19 protein-coding genes are annotated in these 15,269 nt (G+C 65.5%); 10 read left to right on the top strand and 9 right to left on the bottom strand.

Annotation, left to right across the window (positions count from 1 at the left end; all coding sequences use genetic code 11):
* Positions 1–21 precede the first annotated feature (21 nt).
* The 3 genes from LJ754_RS08065 to LJ754_RS08055 form a co-directional block, all read right to left on the bottom strand.
* The gene (locus LJ754_RS08065; RefSeq protein ID WP_227926192.1) at positions 22–1,785 is read right to left on the bottom strand and encodes an MDR family MFS transporter; all 1,764 of its coding nucleotides are present in this window, start codon (positions 1,783–1,785) and stop codon (positions 22–24) included.
* A 157-nt stretch (positions 1,786–1,942) separates the two neighbouring features.
* Positions 1,943–2,515, bottom strand: coding sequence for a DUF2087 domain-containing protein (locus tag LJ754_RS16925; RefSeq protein WP_227926191.1), 573 nt, complete (start codon positions 2,513–2,515; stop codon positions 1,943–1,945).
* Positions 2,516–2,578: 63 nt separating this feature from the next.
* On the bottom strand, positions 2,579–2,917 hold the full coding sequence (locus tag LJ754_RS08055) for a chorismate mutase (protein WP_227911533.1): 339 nt from the start codon (positions 2,915–2,917) through the stop codon (positions 2,579–2,581).
* 116 nt (positions 2,918–3,033) lie between these two features.
* Between LJ754_RS08055 and LJ754_RS08050 the strand changes: the two genes are divergently transcribed.
* Positions 3,034–3,576, top strand: a complete 543-nt coding sequence (locus LJ754_RS08050; RefSeq protein WP_227911534.1) for a VOC family protein — start codon at positions 3,034–3,036, stop codon at positions 3,574–3,576.
* Here the strand turns inward: LJ754_RS08050 and LJ754_RS08045 are convergent.
* Positions 3,573–4,349 carry an SOS response-associated peptidase gene (locus LJ754_RS08045; protein WP_227926190.1) on the bottom strand — a complete coding sequence of 259 codons (777 nt, stop codon included), beginning with the start codon at positions 4,347–4,349 and terminating at the stop codon, positions 3,573–3,575. The two genes, LJ754_RS08050 and LJ754_RS08045, sit on opposite strands and share 4 nt — an antisense overlap.
* 156 nt (positions 4,350–4,505) lie before the next feature.
* On the opposite strand from LJ754_RS08045, the gene LJ754_RS08040 reads away from it, so the two are divergent.
* Positions 4,506–4,730 carry a mycoredoxin gene (locus tag LJ754_RS08040; protein ID WP_227911595.1) on the top strand — a complete coding sequence of 75 codons (225 nt, stop codon included), beginning with the start codon at positions 4,506–4,508 and terminating at the stop codon, positions 4,728–4,730.
* Here the strand turns inward: LJ754_RS08040 and LJ754_RS08035 are convergent.
* Positions 4,727–6,952 carry an MMPL family transporter gene (locus tag LJ754_RS08035; RefSeq protein ID WP_227926189.1) on the bottom strand — a complete coding sequence of 742 codons (2,226 nt, stop codon included), beginning with the start codon at positions 6,950–6,952 and terminating at the stop codon, positions 4,727–4,729. The two genes, LJ754_RS08040 and LJ754_RS08035, sit on opposite strands and share 4 nt — an antisense overlap.
* 232 nt (positions 6,953–7,184) lie before the next feature.
* Between LJ754_RS08035 and LJ754_RS08030 the strand changes: the two genes are divergently transcribed.
* From LJ754_RS08030 to LJ754_RS08020, 3 genes are all read left to right on the top strand, one after another.
* Entirely contained in the window at positions 7,185–8,270 is a 1,086-nt protein-coding gene (locus LJ754_RS08030; RefSeq protein WP_227911537.1) for an S-(hydroxymethyl)mycothiol dehydrogenase, read from the top strand.
* Entirely contained in the window at positions 8,267–8,911 is a 645-nt protein-coding gene (locus tag LJ754_RS08025) for an MBL fold metallo-hydrolase (RefSeq protein ID WP_227926188.1), read from the top strand. The genes LJ754_RS08030 and LJ754_RS08025 overlap by 4 nt, the downstream gene beginning before the upstream one ends.
* Before the next feature lie 216 nt (positions 8,912–9,127).
* Entirely contained in the window at positions 9,128–9,955 is an 828-nt protein-coding gene (locus LJ754_RS08020) for an SDR family oxidoreductase (RefSeq protein WP_227926187.1), read from the top strand.
* Positions 9,956–10,056: 101 nt separating this feature from the next.
* Here the strand turns inward: LJ754_RS08020 and LJ754_RS08015 are convergent, their stop codons facing one another.
* On the bottom strand, positions 10,057–10,251 hold the full coding sequence (locus tag LJ754_RS08015) for a hypothetical protein (RefSeq protein WP_227926186.1): 195 nt from the start codon (positions 10,249–10,251) through the stop codon (positions 10,057–10,059).
* Between the two features lie 19 nt (positions 10,252–10,270).
* Here LJ754_RS08015 and LJ754_RS08010 point away from each other — a divergent pair, with 19 nt between their 5' ends.
* Positions 10,271–10,633 carry a hypothetical protein gene (locus tag LJ754_RS08010; RefSeq protein ID WP_227926185.1) on the top strand — a complete coding sequence of 121 codons (363 nt, stop codon included), beginning with the start codon at positions 10,271–10,273 and terminating at the stop codon, positions 10,631–10,633.
* A gap of 53 nt (positions 10,634–10,686) precedes the next feature.
* On the opposite strand, the gene LJ754_RS08005 is transcribed toward LJ754_RS08010, so the two are convergent.
* Positions 10,687–11,307, bottom strand: coding sequence for a MerR family transcriptional regulator (locus LJ754_RS08005; protein ID WP_227926184.1), 621 nt, complete (start codon positions 11,305–11,307; stop codon positions 10,687–10,689).
* 101 nt (positions 11,308–11,408) lie between these two features.
* Between LJ754_RS08005 and LJ754_RS08000 the strand changes: the two genes are divergently transcribed.
* Together LJ754_RS08000 and LJ754_RS07995 are read left to right on the top strand one after the other, a co-directional pair.
* A complete protein-coding gene (locus tag LJ754_RS08000; RefSeq protein ID WP_227911543.1) occupies positions 11,409–11,726 on the top strand; it encodes a hypothetical protein in 318 nt (105 codons plus the stop codon).
* A gap of 262 nt (positions 11,727–11,988) precedes the next feature.
* Positions 11,989–12,807 carry a DUF427 domain-containing protein gene (locus tag LJ754_RS07995; RefSeq protein ID WP_227926183.1) on the top strand — a complete coding sequence of 273 codons (819 nt, stop codon included), beginning with the start codon at positions 11,989–11,991 and terminating at the stop codon, positions 12,805–12,807.
* A gap of 17 nt (positions 12,808–12,824) precedes the next feature.
* Here LJ754_RS07995 and LJ754_RS07990 read toward each other — a convergent pair whose 3' ends face one another.
* The gene (locus tag LJ754_RS07990) at positions 12,825–13,355 is read right to left on the bottom strand and encodes a nucleotidyltransferase domain-containing protein (protein WP_227926182.1); all 531 of its coding nucleotides are present in this window, start codon (positions 13,353–13,355) and stop codon (positions 12,825–12,827) included.
* Positions 13,356–13,480: 125 nt separating this feature from the next.
* On the bottom strand, positions 13,481–13,852 hold the full coding sequence (locus tag LJ754_RS07985; protein WP_227926181.1) for a MerR family transcriptional regulator: 372 nt from the start codon (positions 13,850–13,852) through the stop codon (positions 13,481–13,483).
* A 118-nt stretch (positions 13,853–13,970) separates the two neighbouring features.
* Between LJ754_RS07985 and LJ754_RS07980 the strand changes: the two genes are divergently transcribed.
* Together LJ754_RS07980 and LJ754_RS07975 are read left to right on the top strand one after the other, a co-directional pair.
* Entirely contained in the window at positions 13,971–14,672 is a 702-nt protein-coding gene (locus tag LJ754_RS07980; RefSeq protein WP_227926180.1) for an SDR family oxidoreductase, read from the top strand.
* 217 nt (positions 14,673–14,889) lie between these two features.
* Entirely contained in the window at positions 14,890–15,192 is a 303-nt protein-coding gene (locus LJ754_RS07975) for a cupin domain-containing protein (protein ID WP_227926179.1), read from the top strand.
* The last annotated feature ends 77 nt before the right edge of the window (positions 15,193–15,269 follow it).

Raw genomic sequence — 15,269 nt, 5'->3', positions numbered from 1 at the left:
GGGCAACTCCTGGTTGGCTTCTTATTCCACGTCCGCTTCCACACGGGCGGTTTTGGACAGCGGCTGCTGCACAATGAAGAGCGTTAAGATGAATGCCGCGGCCAGGAAGGGCACTCCCAGCAGGAAGATGGGCGGCAGCGCTTCACCGAAGGCGGACTTGATGAAGTCCTGGGCGGCGGCAGGAAGGGCTTTGATGGTTTCCGGGCTGATCGAGTTCGCTCCGCCGGACGCCGGATCCCCGGCTCCGCGAGGCGCCGAGGCCAGCTGGTCATTGAGCCGCTGGATAAACAGCGACCCAAACACCGCAATACCCAGTGACGCGCCCAGCTGCCGGAAATAGTTGGCCGTGGACACCCCGGTGCCCATGTCCGTGGGCGGGACGCTGTTCTGCACAATCAGCACTGTGTTCTGCATCAGCGCTCCGATGCCCAGCCCCAGCACGAACATGCCCAAGGCAGTGAACCCGTACGGCGTCGTACTGGAAATCCGGGAGAGCAGCAGCAGTCCGAGAACCATGACAGCCGATCCGAGGATCGGGTAGATCTTGTACCTGCCGGTGCGGGAAATCAGCTGTCCGGTGCCGACGGAGGTGATCAGCAGGCCCGCCGTCATGGGCAGCATCATCAGCCCGGACATGGTCGGGGACGCGCCGTTGACAATCTGGAGGAAGGTGGGCAGGTAGGCGATGGACCCGAACATCGCCAGGCCCACGGCCAGCCCCACCAGCGTGCAGATCAGGAAGTTGCGGATGGAGAAGAGCCGCAGTGGCAGCATCGGCTCCTTCGCCCGCAGTTCCACAGGGATGAACACCGCGACGGCAGCCAGGAAAACCGCGCCCAGTGTCAGGATGGTCGGAGAAGTCCACGCGTAGTTGTTGCCGCCCCAGCTGGTCAACAGCACCAGAGCGGCGCTGCCGATGGCCAGCAGTCCCGCGCCGGCGTAGTCCAGGGCAATACCCTTGGCGCTGTTCCGCGGCAGGTGCAGCGCGCCGATGATGACGGCGAGCGCAATGACCCCGATGGGCAGGTTGATGTAGAACACCCACCGCCAGGACCAGGAGTCCGTCAGGTATCCGCCCAGCAGCGGTCCGCTGACCGATGCGATGCCGAAGGCAGCCCCAATCAGGCCCATGTACTTGCCGCGCTCGCGGGCGGGCACAATGTCGCCGATGATGGCCTGCGCACCGATGATCAGCCCGCCGCCGCCCACACCCTGGATGGCCCGGTAGGTGATCAGTTCGGCCATGCTGTGCGACTGCCCGGACAGCGCTGAGCCCACCAGGAAAACCACAATGGCGAAAATGAAAATGTTCTTGCGTCCCAGCAGGTCACCGAGCTTGCCGTAGATGGGCAGCCCGATGGTGGAGGTCAGCAGGTAAGCGGTGATCACCCAGGACAGGTGGTCCAGCCCGTGCAGGTCCCCCACAATGGTGGGCAGTGCCGTGGAAACGATGGTCTGGTCCAGGGCAGCGAGCAGCACCGCGAGCATCAGGCCCGTGAAAATGACGGCAATGCGGCGCCCGGAATGTTCAGGGGACGGCTGCCGGCCGGAGTGCGGGTCCGGGGCGCCCGCGCCTGCGGCCGTTGCGCCGCCCGGGTCTGCCGGGGCTGCACCCGCCGGAGCCGTTCCCGGAGGGGCCGCGTCCGGAGCCGTTCCCGGAGCGGCCAGCGTCGCACTGGAGTGGGCCGCCAGCGACACGGTACTGACAGGGGCACCCATGGCGCCGGTCATACCCGCGGCGGGGTGGGCTGCTCTTGTGCCACGGGCGGTGAATTGCTCTGCCATGCGCATCTCCTTGGAAGTTTCCGCCGAGTGATGGCAGTCCAGGTGCACTTCCCATTCGACGCCCGCCTTGCCCGCCAAGTCAACGGTCGCGACGGCCTCCTATGCCCCCTGTACCGCTGTCCCGGCGAGTGCACTTGTCCCGGTGCGGGCGGGAGAGTCAGGCAAATTCCATTCCTTCTGCCGGGCGGGGCCGGGTGAGCCAGTACTGGGTACCGGCGGGATCCCGGGCAACAATGCCCTCGTCGATGAGGTAGCGGCGGATAGCGGCGGGGTCGGAGGTGTAGGCGGCCAGGCGGTGTGTCAGGTCCTTCTCGGTAAGGACCGGCTGGAGCCCCGGTTCCGGCGGCACCGCGTGTTCGAAGACTTCGCCGGCAATCAACTGCAGCAGCTCGAGCCGGTCTGCCCGTTTGCGCGGGAAGGCCTCGATCCGGCCCCGGACCAGGAACCGGCGGGCCGAGGACTCCGGCGGCCGCACACCGGCTGCCAGCAGGTCCCGGAACACTGACGGTGCGGGTTTGGTCCGGTTTCCGTCCACCTGCAGCAGGCCTGCCTGCTGCAGCACCGCCAGCGACTTGGCTTCGTCCGCAGCGAGGTCCGCGGGGTCCAGCGGGGCGCCGTCGTCGGCTGCGAGGACGGCGCGCGCATACAGGCGCAGGCGGCGCGGGTCAGCGAGCGCGGCGGCCACGGGACGCCAGCGGTTGTCGCCGGGTGCCGGAGTTGGCCGGCTCACGCGTTTGCCACGGTCGAGGTCATGCGGCCCAACCTACCGGATGTGTGCCGCGGACGGCGGCACCTAGCTGTTGCTGAAGGCGTCCAGCTTGCGCTGGGTTTCCGTTTGGTGCCGGACCTTGAGTTCGTAGTCGATGAAGGCTTCGATCATTGCCTTGTAGGTCCGTTCCACCACGTTGCAGTCGCTGTCCTGCTCCTCGGCGGCGTGCCGGACGTGGGCAATTACTTCTTCCATGCGCTTGGGTGAGCGGACGGCGGCGTCGCTGTCCTTCAGTCCCCCGGCGAGGCGTACCAGCCGCTCCCGGCGCCAGATCAGCGCAACGATTTCCTCGTCGATCTCGTCGATTGCTGCCCGGACATCGTCAAGCTGTCCCGAAACGGATTTCTGCTCAGCTGCTTCCATGCTTAAAGAATATCCAGCACCGGGACAACCGGTGTGCAATTGCCGCTGCGCGGCGGGCCCGGCACTGATTCGCGCCATAATCGGCATTCTTGACCTCTGGATGGGAGGATCAAGACGTGAACCCCCATGTATCCGTGGTGACCGTAGGCGTACGGGACCTCGAAGTGACTTACGCGTTCTATGTGTCCCGGCTGGGCTGGACTCCGCTGCAGTATGTTCCGGAAGAGGTGCTGTTTTTCCAGGTCAACCACGGCCTGGTGCTCTCCTTCTTCCGTGCCGACCACCTCGCGGCCGAAGCCGGGCCAATGGGTGACATCCGTGAGGCGCCCTTCACCCTGGGCCATAACCTAGACTCTCCCGCGGAAGTGGACGCGGTGCTGCACCAGGCCGCAGCTGCCGGCGGGACTATCACCGCCCCGGGTACGCAGATGAGCTGGGGCGGGTATTCCGGTTACTTCACCGACCCCGACGGCGTGCGCTGGGAGGCCTGCCACAACCCCGGGCTATCCGTGGACGACGACGGCCGGGTCACCTTGGTGACCCAGAATCCTGCGGTCCTGGACCGGGAAACCCTCGATCCCGCCGGACCGGACCCGGACCCGGAGGCGGCGGTCGAGGCTGCCTTGGAGGCGTCCGCAGCGAACGGGCCGCGGGGCTAGAAGAGTACGTCCTCGCGTGCCGCGGCCGGGTCCGGCTGCAGCAGGTACGCGCCGTCGTTGCGGACATTCCCCACACCGTGGTGTGCCTTCCGCAGGTGCCAGTCCGACGCCGCCGCATACGCCTGACCGGTTGCCGCAGCCAGCAGCGCGGCGGTGTCCGTCCCGGCGAGCGCTGCAGGGTCGAGCCAGGCGGTCATTGCCTCCGGAGACAGGGGCAGCGGCAGCCGGTCATGCAGGCCCGCGAGTTCCCGCAGCACCGGTTCGGCACTGTCCGCCGGCGGTGCGGCGACGGTCAGGATGGAGGTCGAGAGCAGCCACCTGTCCGGATCCCCCGGGTCCTTCGCCGGATCCCGCCACCATTCATAGAGCCCGGCGAAATAAATGGGCCGGCCGTCGGTCCGGGAAACGTAAAACGGTTGCCGGACCTTGCCGGGACCGGCCATCCACTCGTAGTAGCCGTCCACGGGAACGGCGCAGCGCCGGGCGGCGACGGCGTCACGGAACGTCGGCTTCTCCAGCACCGTTTCGCTGCGCGCGTTGAACGCCCGCACCCCCACCGAGGCATCCTTCGCCCAGCCCGGCACCAGGCCCCACCGGGCCACGTGCACCTGCCGGGCCCGCCGCCCGTCCACCAGGCGTTCGAGCACTACCGGGACGTCCGACGTCGGCGCCACGTTCCAGGAGGCGCGCAGCTCAAGGTTGGCATCCGCCTCTGCTTCTGCTTCGGCCACCAGGTCCGCAGCGGCCCGGGCCATCACGTATCGTCCGCACATGCTTCCAGTGTGCCAGCGGGAATGCCGCCGGCCGGAATACTGTTGACGCTCCCGACTACTGTTAAAGACAGGCAACCAGTTAAATCGATCGACAAAAGGAGCACCGCCGTGGCCGCCACAGCCGAAGCCTTCACCCCGGAAACCGGGACCATCACCATGTTCTCCACCAGCTGGTGCGGCTACTGCCGCCGGCTGAAGTCGCAGCTGGACCGCGAGGGCATCGGCTACACCGAGGTCAACATTGAAGACGTGGAAGGCACCGCTGACCTGGTTGAGGCGCTGAACGGCGGCAACCAGACGGTTCCCACCGTGATCTTCCCGGACGGCTCCTCCGCCACCAACCCCTCCGCTTCCGAGGTCAAGTCCCGGCTCGGACTCTAGCGCCGCGCCTCCGCGGCCGGCCCGGATCTCCGGGCCAGCCGCGAGGGCCACCAGATCCGGTCTCCGATGTCGTAGGACAGCGCCGGGACCAGCAGCGAGCGCACTACCAAGGTGTCCAGCAGCACGCCAAAGGCGACAATGAAGGCCAGCTGCGCCAGGAAAAGCACCGGGATAACGCCCAGGGCGGCGAAGGTTGCCGCCAGCACAATGCCCGCACTGGTAATGACGCTGCCGGTGATCATGAGCCCGCGGACCACTCCCTCCCGCGTGCCGTGCCCAATGCTTTCCTCACGCACCCGGGTCATCAGGAAGATGTTGTAGTCCACACCCAGGGCCACCAGGAAAATAAAGCCGAACAGCGGGACGGCCGGATCCGCGCCCGGGAAGCGGAACACATGGTTGAAGACCAGGGCGGAAACGCCCATGGTGGCCCCGAAGGACAGCAGCACCGTCAGGATCAGCAGGAACGGGGCCAGCAGAGCCCGCAGCAGCAGCATCAGCAGGAACAGGATCACCACCAGCACTACCGGAATGATGAGGTCCCGGTCATGGGCGGCTGCAGCATTGGTGTCGATGGTCGTAGCCGTTACCCCGCCGATCAGTACGTCCCCGATCCCGGCCACATTCCCGCGCATGGCGCTGACCGTCTGTTCGGCGGCGTCCGATTCGGCTGCCTCCTTGAGCGTGGCCTCCAGCAGCACTTTTCCCTCCACCACCTTCGGCGTACCCGAAGTTCCCGGTATGGGTGAGGTCTGCACGCCGTCGGCCGTCACCGGCAGCGTTCCCTCCGGTGTGCCGGTTGCATCCACCACCAGCGCGTCAACACCGGGAGTGGACAGGACCGCCCGGGCAACGGTGTCCAGTTCACTTTCCGGGGCCACAATCAGCGCCGGACTGCCGGAACCGGAGGGGAAATGCTCCCCCAAAACCTGCTGCCCCTCCTTGGCGGAAGTCTCCCCCAGCACAAAGTCGCTTTGCGGCACTCCGGAGGCGCGCAGCTGCAGCAGGCCCGCGCACGCCACCAGCAGCACGACGGCGGGAACCACCCACAGCCGGCGCGGGTGCGCCTTGATACTCCTTGCCACCCGGGGCCAGAACCCCTTGCCTGCGTTGCCGTCCCGGTCCGGATGCGGGGAGCCGAAGGCGGGCCGGCGCGGCCAGAACGCCGCCCGGCCGGTCAGCATCAACAGCGCCGGCAGCAGCGTCATCGCGGCCAGGAAAGAAAATCCGATGCCAATGGCTGCCACCGGGCCCAGCGCCTTGTTGGAATTGAGGTCGCTGAGCAACAGGCACAGCAGCCCGGCCACCACGGTGGCGGCGGAGGCAAGCACCGGCTCGATCGTTCCCTTGAGGGCTGCCTTGGTGGCATCCCGGCGCCCCTCGTGGTCCCGCAGGGATTCCCGGTACCGGGAAACATAGAGCAGCGAATAATCGGTTGCTGCGCCGATGCCCAGGATGAACAGGATCCCCTGCACCTGGCCGTTCAGTGTCAGCGCTCCGGCCTTGGCCAGGTAAAAGACCACCAGGATGGCCGCCGACAGGGCGAGGATGGACGTCAGGAGCACCAGGAACGGCAGCAGCGGTGACCGGTAGACCACCACCAGGATCACCAGCACGGCCAGTGCCGCCACCAGCACCAGCGAGGTATCGATGCCGCCGAAGGCCTCGGTGATGTCCGCCAGCTGTCCGGCCGGGCCGGTGACGTAGCTGTCCAGGCCCGAGGGGATGCCGTCGCCGGCAACCCCGCCCAGATCCTCCACCGTGGTCGCGGCGGCATCATTGTCCTGCACCGGCACAAAGATTTCCGCCGCCTTGCCGTCAGTGGAGAACTGCGGCGGGGATACCTGTCCCGCCACGCCGCTGACCCCCGAAAGCGCGGAGGCCCGGCCGGTGACGAAGGTCCGGTCCGCCTCGGTCAGGCCGTCATTGTTCACATAAACGACGACGGCGGGAATGGCATCGCTGTCCGTGAACTTCTCCTGCAGCGCGGCCACCTGCGTGGATGCCGAGCTGGCGGGCAGATACGAGGTCTGGTTGTTGTCCGCCACTTCGCTGATTTTGCCGAAGTACGGGCCGCCAATCCCGCCCACCGCCAGCCAGGCCAGCACCAGCAGCACCGGCAGCAGGAAGATGAGCCGGCCGGTCCGGCTCCCCGTCCCGGAACGCTTCTTCGGACCTTCGGGGGACGCGGGTACGCTGCTGCCGGACGCTGAGGCGTTCATGGGCCGTCCTTGGGGGGTAGGCGGTTCCGCCGGCGCGATGCCGCGCTCGCTGCGGACCTTTTCCGCCTCCCATCGTAGGGCGGGATCGGCGCCGGCGGCAGGCCCAGGCACGGTTGCGCCGGAAGCGGAAGGGTAATTCCCGGCTTCGCTCCCGGCCGAAACGCTTCATAGGATGGAAGGCGGGACGCCGGACATCGGCGCCCCGCCCGAACATCGCAGGAGGCAGCACCCCATGGTCCATAAGGTTCAGGCCGTAGTCGTCAAGGAAAAGAACGCACCCGTTTCGCTGGAAACCATCCTGGTTCCGGATCCGGGGCCCGGAGAGGCCCTGGTGGACATCCTCACGTGCGGCGTCTGCCACACCGACCTGCATTACAAGCAGGGCGCCATCAATGATGACTATCCGTTCCTGCTCGGCCACGAAGCCACCGGCGTGGTCTCCGCCGTCGGCCCCGGCGTCACCGAAGTGGCTCCCGGCGACCGCGTGGTGCTGAACTGGCGCGCGGTGTGCGGCGAATGCCGTGCCTGCCGCAAGGGCGAGCCGCAGTACTGCTTCAACACCGCCAACGCCACCCAGAAGATGACCCTTGAGGACGGCACCGAGCTGACGCCCGCCCTGGGCATCGGCGCATTCGCCGAAAAGACGCTCGTGGCTGCCGGCCAGTGCACCAAGGTGGACGACGACGTCGATCCCGCCGCGGTGGGCCTGCTCGGCTGCGGCGTGATGGCCGGCATCGGTGCAGCCATTAACACCGGCGCCGTACAGCGGGGCGAATCCGTCGCCGTGATCGGCTGCGGCGGCGTGGGCATTGCCGCTGTTGCCGGCGCCAAGCTGGCCGGCGCCACCACCATCATCGCGGTGGACATCGACTCCGCCAAGATCGAGCTGGCCAAGGCCCAGGGTGCCACCCACGGGATCAACTCCAAGGAGCAGGACCCGGTCGAGGCTATCCGCGCGCTCACCGGCGGCTTCGGGGCCGACGTCGTGATTGATGCCGTGGGCCGCCCGGAAACCTATCGGCAGGCCTTCTACTCCCGCGACCTCGCCGGCCGGGTAGTGCTGGTGGGCGTACCGAACCCGGATATGAAGATCGAACTGCCGCTGGCTGACGTCTTCGGCCACGGCGGGTCCCTGAAGTCCTCCTGGTACGGCGACTGCCTGCCGTCCCGGGACTTCCCCATGCTGGTGGAGCAGTACAAGCTCGGCCGGCTGGACCTGGATGCGTTCGTCACCGAGCGCATCGGCCTGGGCGACATCGAAGAAGCCTTCACCAAGATGCACGACGGCAAGGTCCTGCGCTCGGTGGTGGAACTGTGACGTTCCGCATCGACAACGTCGTCACCTCGGGGACCTTCTCGCTGGACGGCGGCACCTGGGACGTGGACAACAACGTCTGGATTATCGGGGACGACGCCGAAGTGATCGTGATCGACCCCGCGCACAACATCGACGCCGTCGCCGAGGCCGTCGGGGACCGCGAAGTCATGGCCATCCTGCTCACGCACGGCCACGATGACCACATCCGCGCCGTCGAGCAGGCCCGGGACCGTTTCAGCGCCCCCGTGTTCCTGCACGCGGCAGACCGGATGCTCTGGGACGCAGTGTTCCCGGACGAGGGACCGGACGACGAGATTGAGGACGGGGACACCTTCGAGGTGGCAGGCCACACCCTGCGCGCCCTGCACACACCGGGGCACTCCCCCGGGTCGGTGTGCTTCTCGCTGGCTGCCGGTGAAGATGTTCCCGAACCGGTGGTTTTCAGCGGGGACACGCTGTTCAACGGAGGGCCCGGTGCCACCGGCCGCTCCTACAGCGATTTCCCCACCATCATCGAGTCCATCAAGGAACGCCTGCTGACCCTGCCGGCCGAAACCAAGGTGCTGACCGGGCACGGGGACGCAACGTCCATCGCCGTCGAAGGCCCGCACCTGGACGAGTGGATCGCCCGGGGGCACTAAGACAGACCCCTGAGTGCGCCAGGGAAAACCCTGCGCCAAGGAAAAGGGCATGCCCCGGCTGGAAGGCCGGGCATGCCCTTTTTCGCGTGTCCGGCCTCGCCGGGCATGCCACGGAATTATTCGGCGGCCTAACGGGTTCCCTCCACCATGACTGCACGGCGGCAGGGACACCTTCCGCTGGAACCCATATCCACGACACTTAGCAGGGAGCACAACATGAGCAAGGTCTGGTTCATCACGGGAACATCGCGCGGCTTCGGCCGCGAATGGGCGGAAGCGGCCCTGGAACGCGGAGATTCCGTTGCCGCCACCGCCCGCAGCACGGACAGCCTCACCGCACTGGTGGACACCTACGGTGACCGGGTGCTGCCGCTCTCGCTCGACGTCACGGACCGCGCCGCGGTCTTCGCCGCCGTCCAGCGTGCACAGGAGCACTTCGGCCGGCTCGACGTCGTCATCAACAACGCCGGGTACGGGCAGTTCGGCATGGTCGAGGAACTTTCCGAGGCCGAAGCACGCGGTCAGATCGAGACCAATCTGTTCGGAGCGCTTTGGGTGACCCAGGCCGCCCTTCCGTACCTGCGTGAGCAGGGCAGCGGCCACATCATCCAGGTCTCCTCCATCGGCGGCATTTCCGCCTTCCCGTCCGTGGGCATTTACCACGCCTCGAAGTGGGCCCTGGAAGGACTGAGCCAGGCGCTGGCGCAGGAGGTTGCCGGCTTCGGCATCAAGGTCACCATGATCGAGCCCGGCGGGTTCTCCACCGACTGGGGCGGCAGCTCCGCGAAGCATGCGCAGCCCATTGCCGCCTACGACGTCGTCCGGGAGCAGGCAGCGAACCGCCCCAGCCGCCGGGGCACGCCCGGTGATCCGCGTGCCACCCGCGGGCCGATCCTCAAGATCGTCGACGCCGAGAACCCGCCCCTGCGGGCGTTCTTCGGCGAGGGCCCGCTGGCCATCGCCAAGGCCGACTATGAGTCGCGGCTGGCGTCCTGGGAAGAGTGGCAGCCGGTGGCACTCGAAGCCCACGGAGGCAGCAACTAGCGGGATTCCGCTAGCGGAAGGTCGGCCCCTCGGGGCCGGCCTTCCGGCGTGGGCGACTGCTGGGTGGATCCTCGGTTGAGTCGCGAAGTTTTAGGTGTAGCTCAGCGGAAGCCGCCAACCTGCCTCTCGACCGGAACGGTGCCCTCCACGACGACGTCGCCGGTGTGCGCGGTAGTGACGGTTTCGATCAGCACGATCTCGACCTCCTCGTCCGCGATCGGATTGTGCTGCACCCCGCGGGGAACGACGTAGAACTGACCGGGCGTGAGTACGACCTTCTCAGCATCGGAAGTCACCCCGTATTAGGGTCAGGGCATGGGAGATCACTGGGAACAGCTGCTGGATCTGTCGGTGGATGGGGCCGGCGCGGAAGATCGCCTGCAGGAAGTCCGAAACTGGCTCAGCCAACGGCTGGACCAAGGCGGACCCGGACGCCTGCTGATGTCAGTCATCTCCCGGATAAGTGACTGGGACCAGGGCGGGACCGAACCGCTCCTCACCTGCACGGGATGCTCCTGGACTGCTCTGCTCGGAGACTGGAAGATTTCCTCATGCATGGCCGTGACACACCTCGCAGTCATCATTGACCACACCTGGTCGAATCTCGCCGACCCGCTGATGGAGGCACTGCGGACGGATCTCGGCGGTCGCTGGGCCTATGTCCACCGCCACCTTTAGCACCACCGGGTCGACGCCGCGGACTCTTCGCGGGCGGTACGGGCACACCCGCTTCACTTAGCCCCTACGGCGAGGTTTTGATGGGCGAGGCGGCGGATCGCTGCGAGAACAGGTTCATACAGCGCGGTACCCAGGACGGCGTACTGAACAGCTGCATCCGGGTCGGCTGTCGGCATCGCTTCTATTTCAGCGCGCGCGATCGCCATGAGATGGTCGCCGTAAAGCCGTAACCTCTCCGTGTCGGCCGGCATTCCGACCTCCTCGACAGCACGGAGCGCGCTTTCGAGCTGCGCGAAGGCAGCCATCCGATCATCCGAGGCGTTGTAGGCACTCCCCAGCGAAGCGAGGGCTGCTTCAGCGCGCGGGCAACTGCGGTCGGGGCCGTCTTCGCCCGGCAGGTAGCCCGCGAGAGCGTCGATGGCCGTCCCCAGCATCTCGTAGACACTGCCTTCAGGGTGATCGATCACGTCGAGAATCTTCTTCACCCGGTTCAGGGGCAAGCCGGCCACGACCGTGAGTGAGCGGATCAGCCGCAACCGCTCCAGGTGATTCTCATCGTAGTCGGCACGGGTTGCACTGGTTGCACGCCCGGCAGGGAGCAGGCCCTCCCGAATGTAGTACTTGACCGTCGCCAACGGTACGTCGGCCTGCTGGACCAGTTGGGATATCTGCATCTTGCCTCCATTGGATAGTTGGACTATCGTACACATTAGATAGTCAACTATCCAATCCCGAGATTCCTCCGGCGACATGGTCCTCCACCGTCCGGCGCAGCATGAACCACCTCGAATATCCCATCACAACGGAAGGCAACACCATGTCGACACCGAATGAATCGTACGAGCTTGCCCGGCGGCACGTCATCGCGAAGACGGTCTACAAGGGAGTGGTCGGCCTCTGGCTGCTGCTCGCAGTATTTCAGGTCGCGATCTGGTACTTCACGACGCCGGGTGGCTACTTCTGGCCGATCTGGCCCATTCTGGGGACTCTCATCGCCGCGGTCGTCGCGGGGATCCCCACCTACTCACGCCGTCCGGCCATATCGGATAGCCGTATCGAGGCCGAATTGGCCCGGATGCGGCGAAACAACTAACCCACACGCCGCCTTTTGTCGTCTTGCTCCCGGCGCTGTCCCCCAACCTCGCACTTCTCCGCACCGCCGCCGGCGGTGCTCCGCACCGGCACGCGGAGAACCACCCCTGCGGGCGTTCTTCGGCGAGGGACCGTTGGCCATAGCAACTAGCGGGATCCCGCTGCGGGAAGGCCGGTCCCTCGGGGCCGGCCTTCCGGCGTCGCCGGAACATCCCGATCCGCAGCCCCTTGAATCGGGTTTCCTCCCGCAAGACACTGGGCACATGGCACTGCAAATAAGCCCCTCCATGTGGAAACTCCTGCCCGAGCTGCGGTACGAGCCCACTCCGCGGCGCATCCGGGCACAGCTCGGGGACAACACGGTTGTGGATTCCACCAGTGCGGTGCTGGCGTACGAGCCGCGGCGGGTCACGCCGCTGTACGCCGTCCCGGCGCGGGACATTGCTGCGGAGCTGATCCCCGCTGATCCCCCCGGCCGGGATCCGCTCGCTGATGTGCCGCCGGAGGCACTAATGGATCCCCGCTACCCCTTCGCCGCGCACACGGCACCGGGGCAGCGACTGGACCTGCATGCCGGATCCCATGTCCTGCCGGGCGCGGGTTTCCGTCCGGACGATCCGGACCTTGGCGGCTACGTTCTGCTGGACTTTGACGCGTTCGACCGCTGGATGGAAGAGGACCAGGAGATCAAAGGCCACCCGCGCGATCCCTTCCACCGGGTGGATGCCCGGCAGTCCTCACGGAACGTGCGGGTGCACTTGGGCGGGCAGCTCCTGGCCGAAACCCGCGAACCGGTTTTCGTGTACGAGACCATGCTGCCGGTCCGCACCTATTTCCCGCGCGGCGACGTCGACTGGGACGCCCTGCATCCGTCCCTCAAGCAGTCGGTCTGCCCTTACAAAGGCACCGCTTCCTACTGGTCCGTCACCGACCGGCCCGAAGGCACTGACCTGGCGTGGTCCTATGAGGCTGTACTGCCCGATTCGGCCCAACTGAAGGACCTGGTTAGCCTCTTTGATGAACGCACCGACGTGTACGTGGATGACGCCAAACAGGACATCAACTCACTGTTCCGGTTCTGAGATGCGCGCTCCTGCCCCTATTGCGGTCTGTGCAGCGCTGACTCTAATCGCGCAATGTCTAGGATGTCCTTGTCGCGTCGTCGGAACCCGGGGACCCATACCGGCATCATGCGCTTGATTTCGATCTGTGACTCTGGGCTGATGATGGGGCAGCGGATACCTTCCAGCTCTCCAAAGAGGCTATTGCCGATCATGTTTTTAGGCCATGGTTCACCCATGAACGGGCCCCCACCCACGACCACATCACCGCAATCAGTCCGAGCCAGTGGCGCAAAGCCGAGTTCAACCCCATCGCGAAAAAGATCGCGTTGCTGATCGAGTGGGTGCCTGGCGAGATCAACCCAGTCTCGGGAGATAAGCAGCCCAGAAATCCCGGGCAAGTCCTTCTGCCAGACGAACCAATCTATGTCTTCGTGGTCACGAGTCACCTGGCCGAGGTAAAAGTCCATCGCCCAACCTCCACGCAACCAGATCTCGATCCCCAATGTTTTTGCTGCGTGTAGAACCTCCGTGATGGCAGAAAGCTGTGCTTGAACAAGTTCATTCATGCCGAGCACTCTAGCCTGCGTTCGGTAACGGGGAACCCGCCTGGACGCGACTGTCATTGTGCGGCAAGGCCTGCAGGCACCTTAATCCTCGTATTCGTGCAGCCCGAGACCTCATCGTCCGTGGTCTAGTCGAGGGTTGTAGCGCATTCCCTGTCGTCCGGGTCGGCGCTGATGTCCAGGAGGACGCCAAGCCGGCGGTGAGCTGCCTGAAGCTCGGAAATATTAGCGGCGAGGCGCGCGCGCTCGGCCTCCAAACGGGCTACCAGGTCGGGTTCAAGGTATTTGGCGTCGATCGCGGGCAGAAGCCGGACGAGGAGGCGGCTGCTCAGGCCGGCTGTGAAAAGCAGTTGGATGAGCTGGACCCGCGCTAGCGAGGCTTCAGTGTAGATCCGGTGCCCGGCCGTGGTCCTGGCCGGTGTGAGAAGACCCTGTTCCTCGTAGTAGCGCAGTGCCCGTGTGCTGACTCCTGCCCGTCTTGCCAGCTCTCCGATTCTCATCCTCAAAAGCTCCCAGTCACTAGTTCGATGTTGGCGATTTGCACTTCACGTCGACGTGAACTTCTAACGTAGCGCTAGCGGGCGAACGAGCCCTCATCAACGAGCAGAAGGAAGAGCTATGCACATCAATGGAGCTACAGCCCTCGTGACCGGAGCGAACCGTGGCATTGGAAAGAGTTTCGTGGATGAACTCCTCAAAGGCGGAGCCCGGAAGGTGTACGCCACGGCCCGTGACGTGGAGACGATCGACATCCGTGATTCCCGAGTCATACCGCTGCGCCTTGATCTATTGGATGAGGTGTCGATTAAGGAAGCTGCTGTCGTCGCATCGGACGTGGATCTGTTGATCAACAATGCCGGCATCACAACGGGCGCTGACCTTCTGACCTCACCCATGGGCGAGATAAGGGCGGACCTGGAAACGCACTTGTTTGGAACTCTGCGGGTTATTCGAGCATTCGCACCCGTGATCGAGGCTCAGGGGACAGGGGCGATAGTGAATGTCCTGTCCGTCCTGTCCTGGGTTGCGACCACTGAGGGGTCCGGGTCCTACTCTGTGGCTAAAGCTGCGGAGTGGAACATGACTAATGGGGTGCGCGTGGAACTGACCGGCCGGAACATCCTCGTGCAGGGTGTGCACCTTGCAGGAGCTGATACGGACATGATGGCCGGCGTCGACGGCCCCAAGATCGATCCGGCAAACGTGGCCAAAGGAAGCCTCGCCGGGGTCGAGGCCGGGGCAATCGAAGTCCTCGTCGATGAACCGAGTCGTTTCGTCAAGGCCTCCCTCTCGGGAGACCCTGCCCGCCTCTACGGGTGAAAACCCCTCATCTCGAGCCCCGCAAGGAATCCCTTGCGGGACAGTCCGATCTTGCAAGCCCGGATGATGACGGAGATCTTCTATCGTCGGTGGGGTCGATTCGTCGTACGCGCGTCTTGGGGCCGATGATGGCCCCAAGACTTCTCTCCACGGAATCGATGTCGCCGCTGAGCTCCGGCAGGTCCACACCCATTGGACCCCACGGGTCATTGGGCGCGTGAACGATCAGTACGTGAAGGTCGCGAAGCTGCTCGGTGAGCTGGTCTGGCACGCCCATGACGCGGAGGATGAAATGTTCCTCGTCGTCTCAGGTCGGTTACGCATCCAGCTGCCCGATGCTGAGGAGGTCGTACTCACGCCTGGCCAGTTCTACGTCGTTCCCCGCGGGGTGCAGCACAATCCGATCGCGGACGAGGAGGTCGAAATCGTCCTGATTGAAACCGTCACTACCGCGCACACCGGCGGCGTCGTCGTGGAGGGCACCGTTCCGGTCGAGAGGCAGGTTGGCGACTTCCGCTGACCTACACCTAAAACTTCGCGACTCTACGTATGTAATAAGCCGTTCCTCAGGTGGTACGTCTACAGCGTGCTTTCTCT

Origin of the sequence: Arthrobacter sp. zg-Y40, from assembly GCF_020731535.1 — a bacterium.
GTDB lineage: Bacteria > Actinomycetota > Actinomycetes > Actinomycetales > Micrococcaceae > Arthrobacter_B.
The sequence above is the reverse complement of the archived record's forward strand: the minus strand, read 5'-3'. Positions and strand labels throughout refer to the sequence as shown.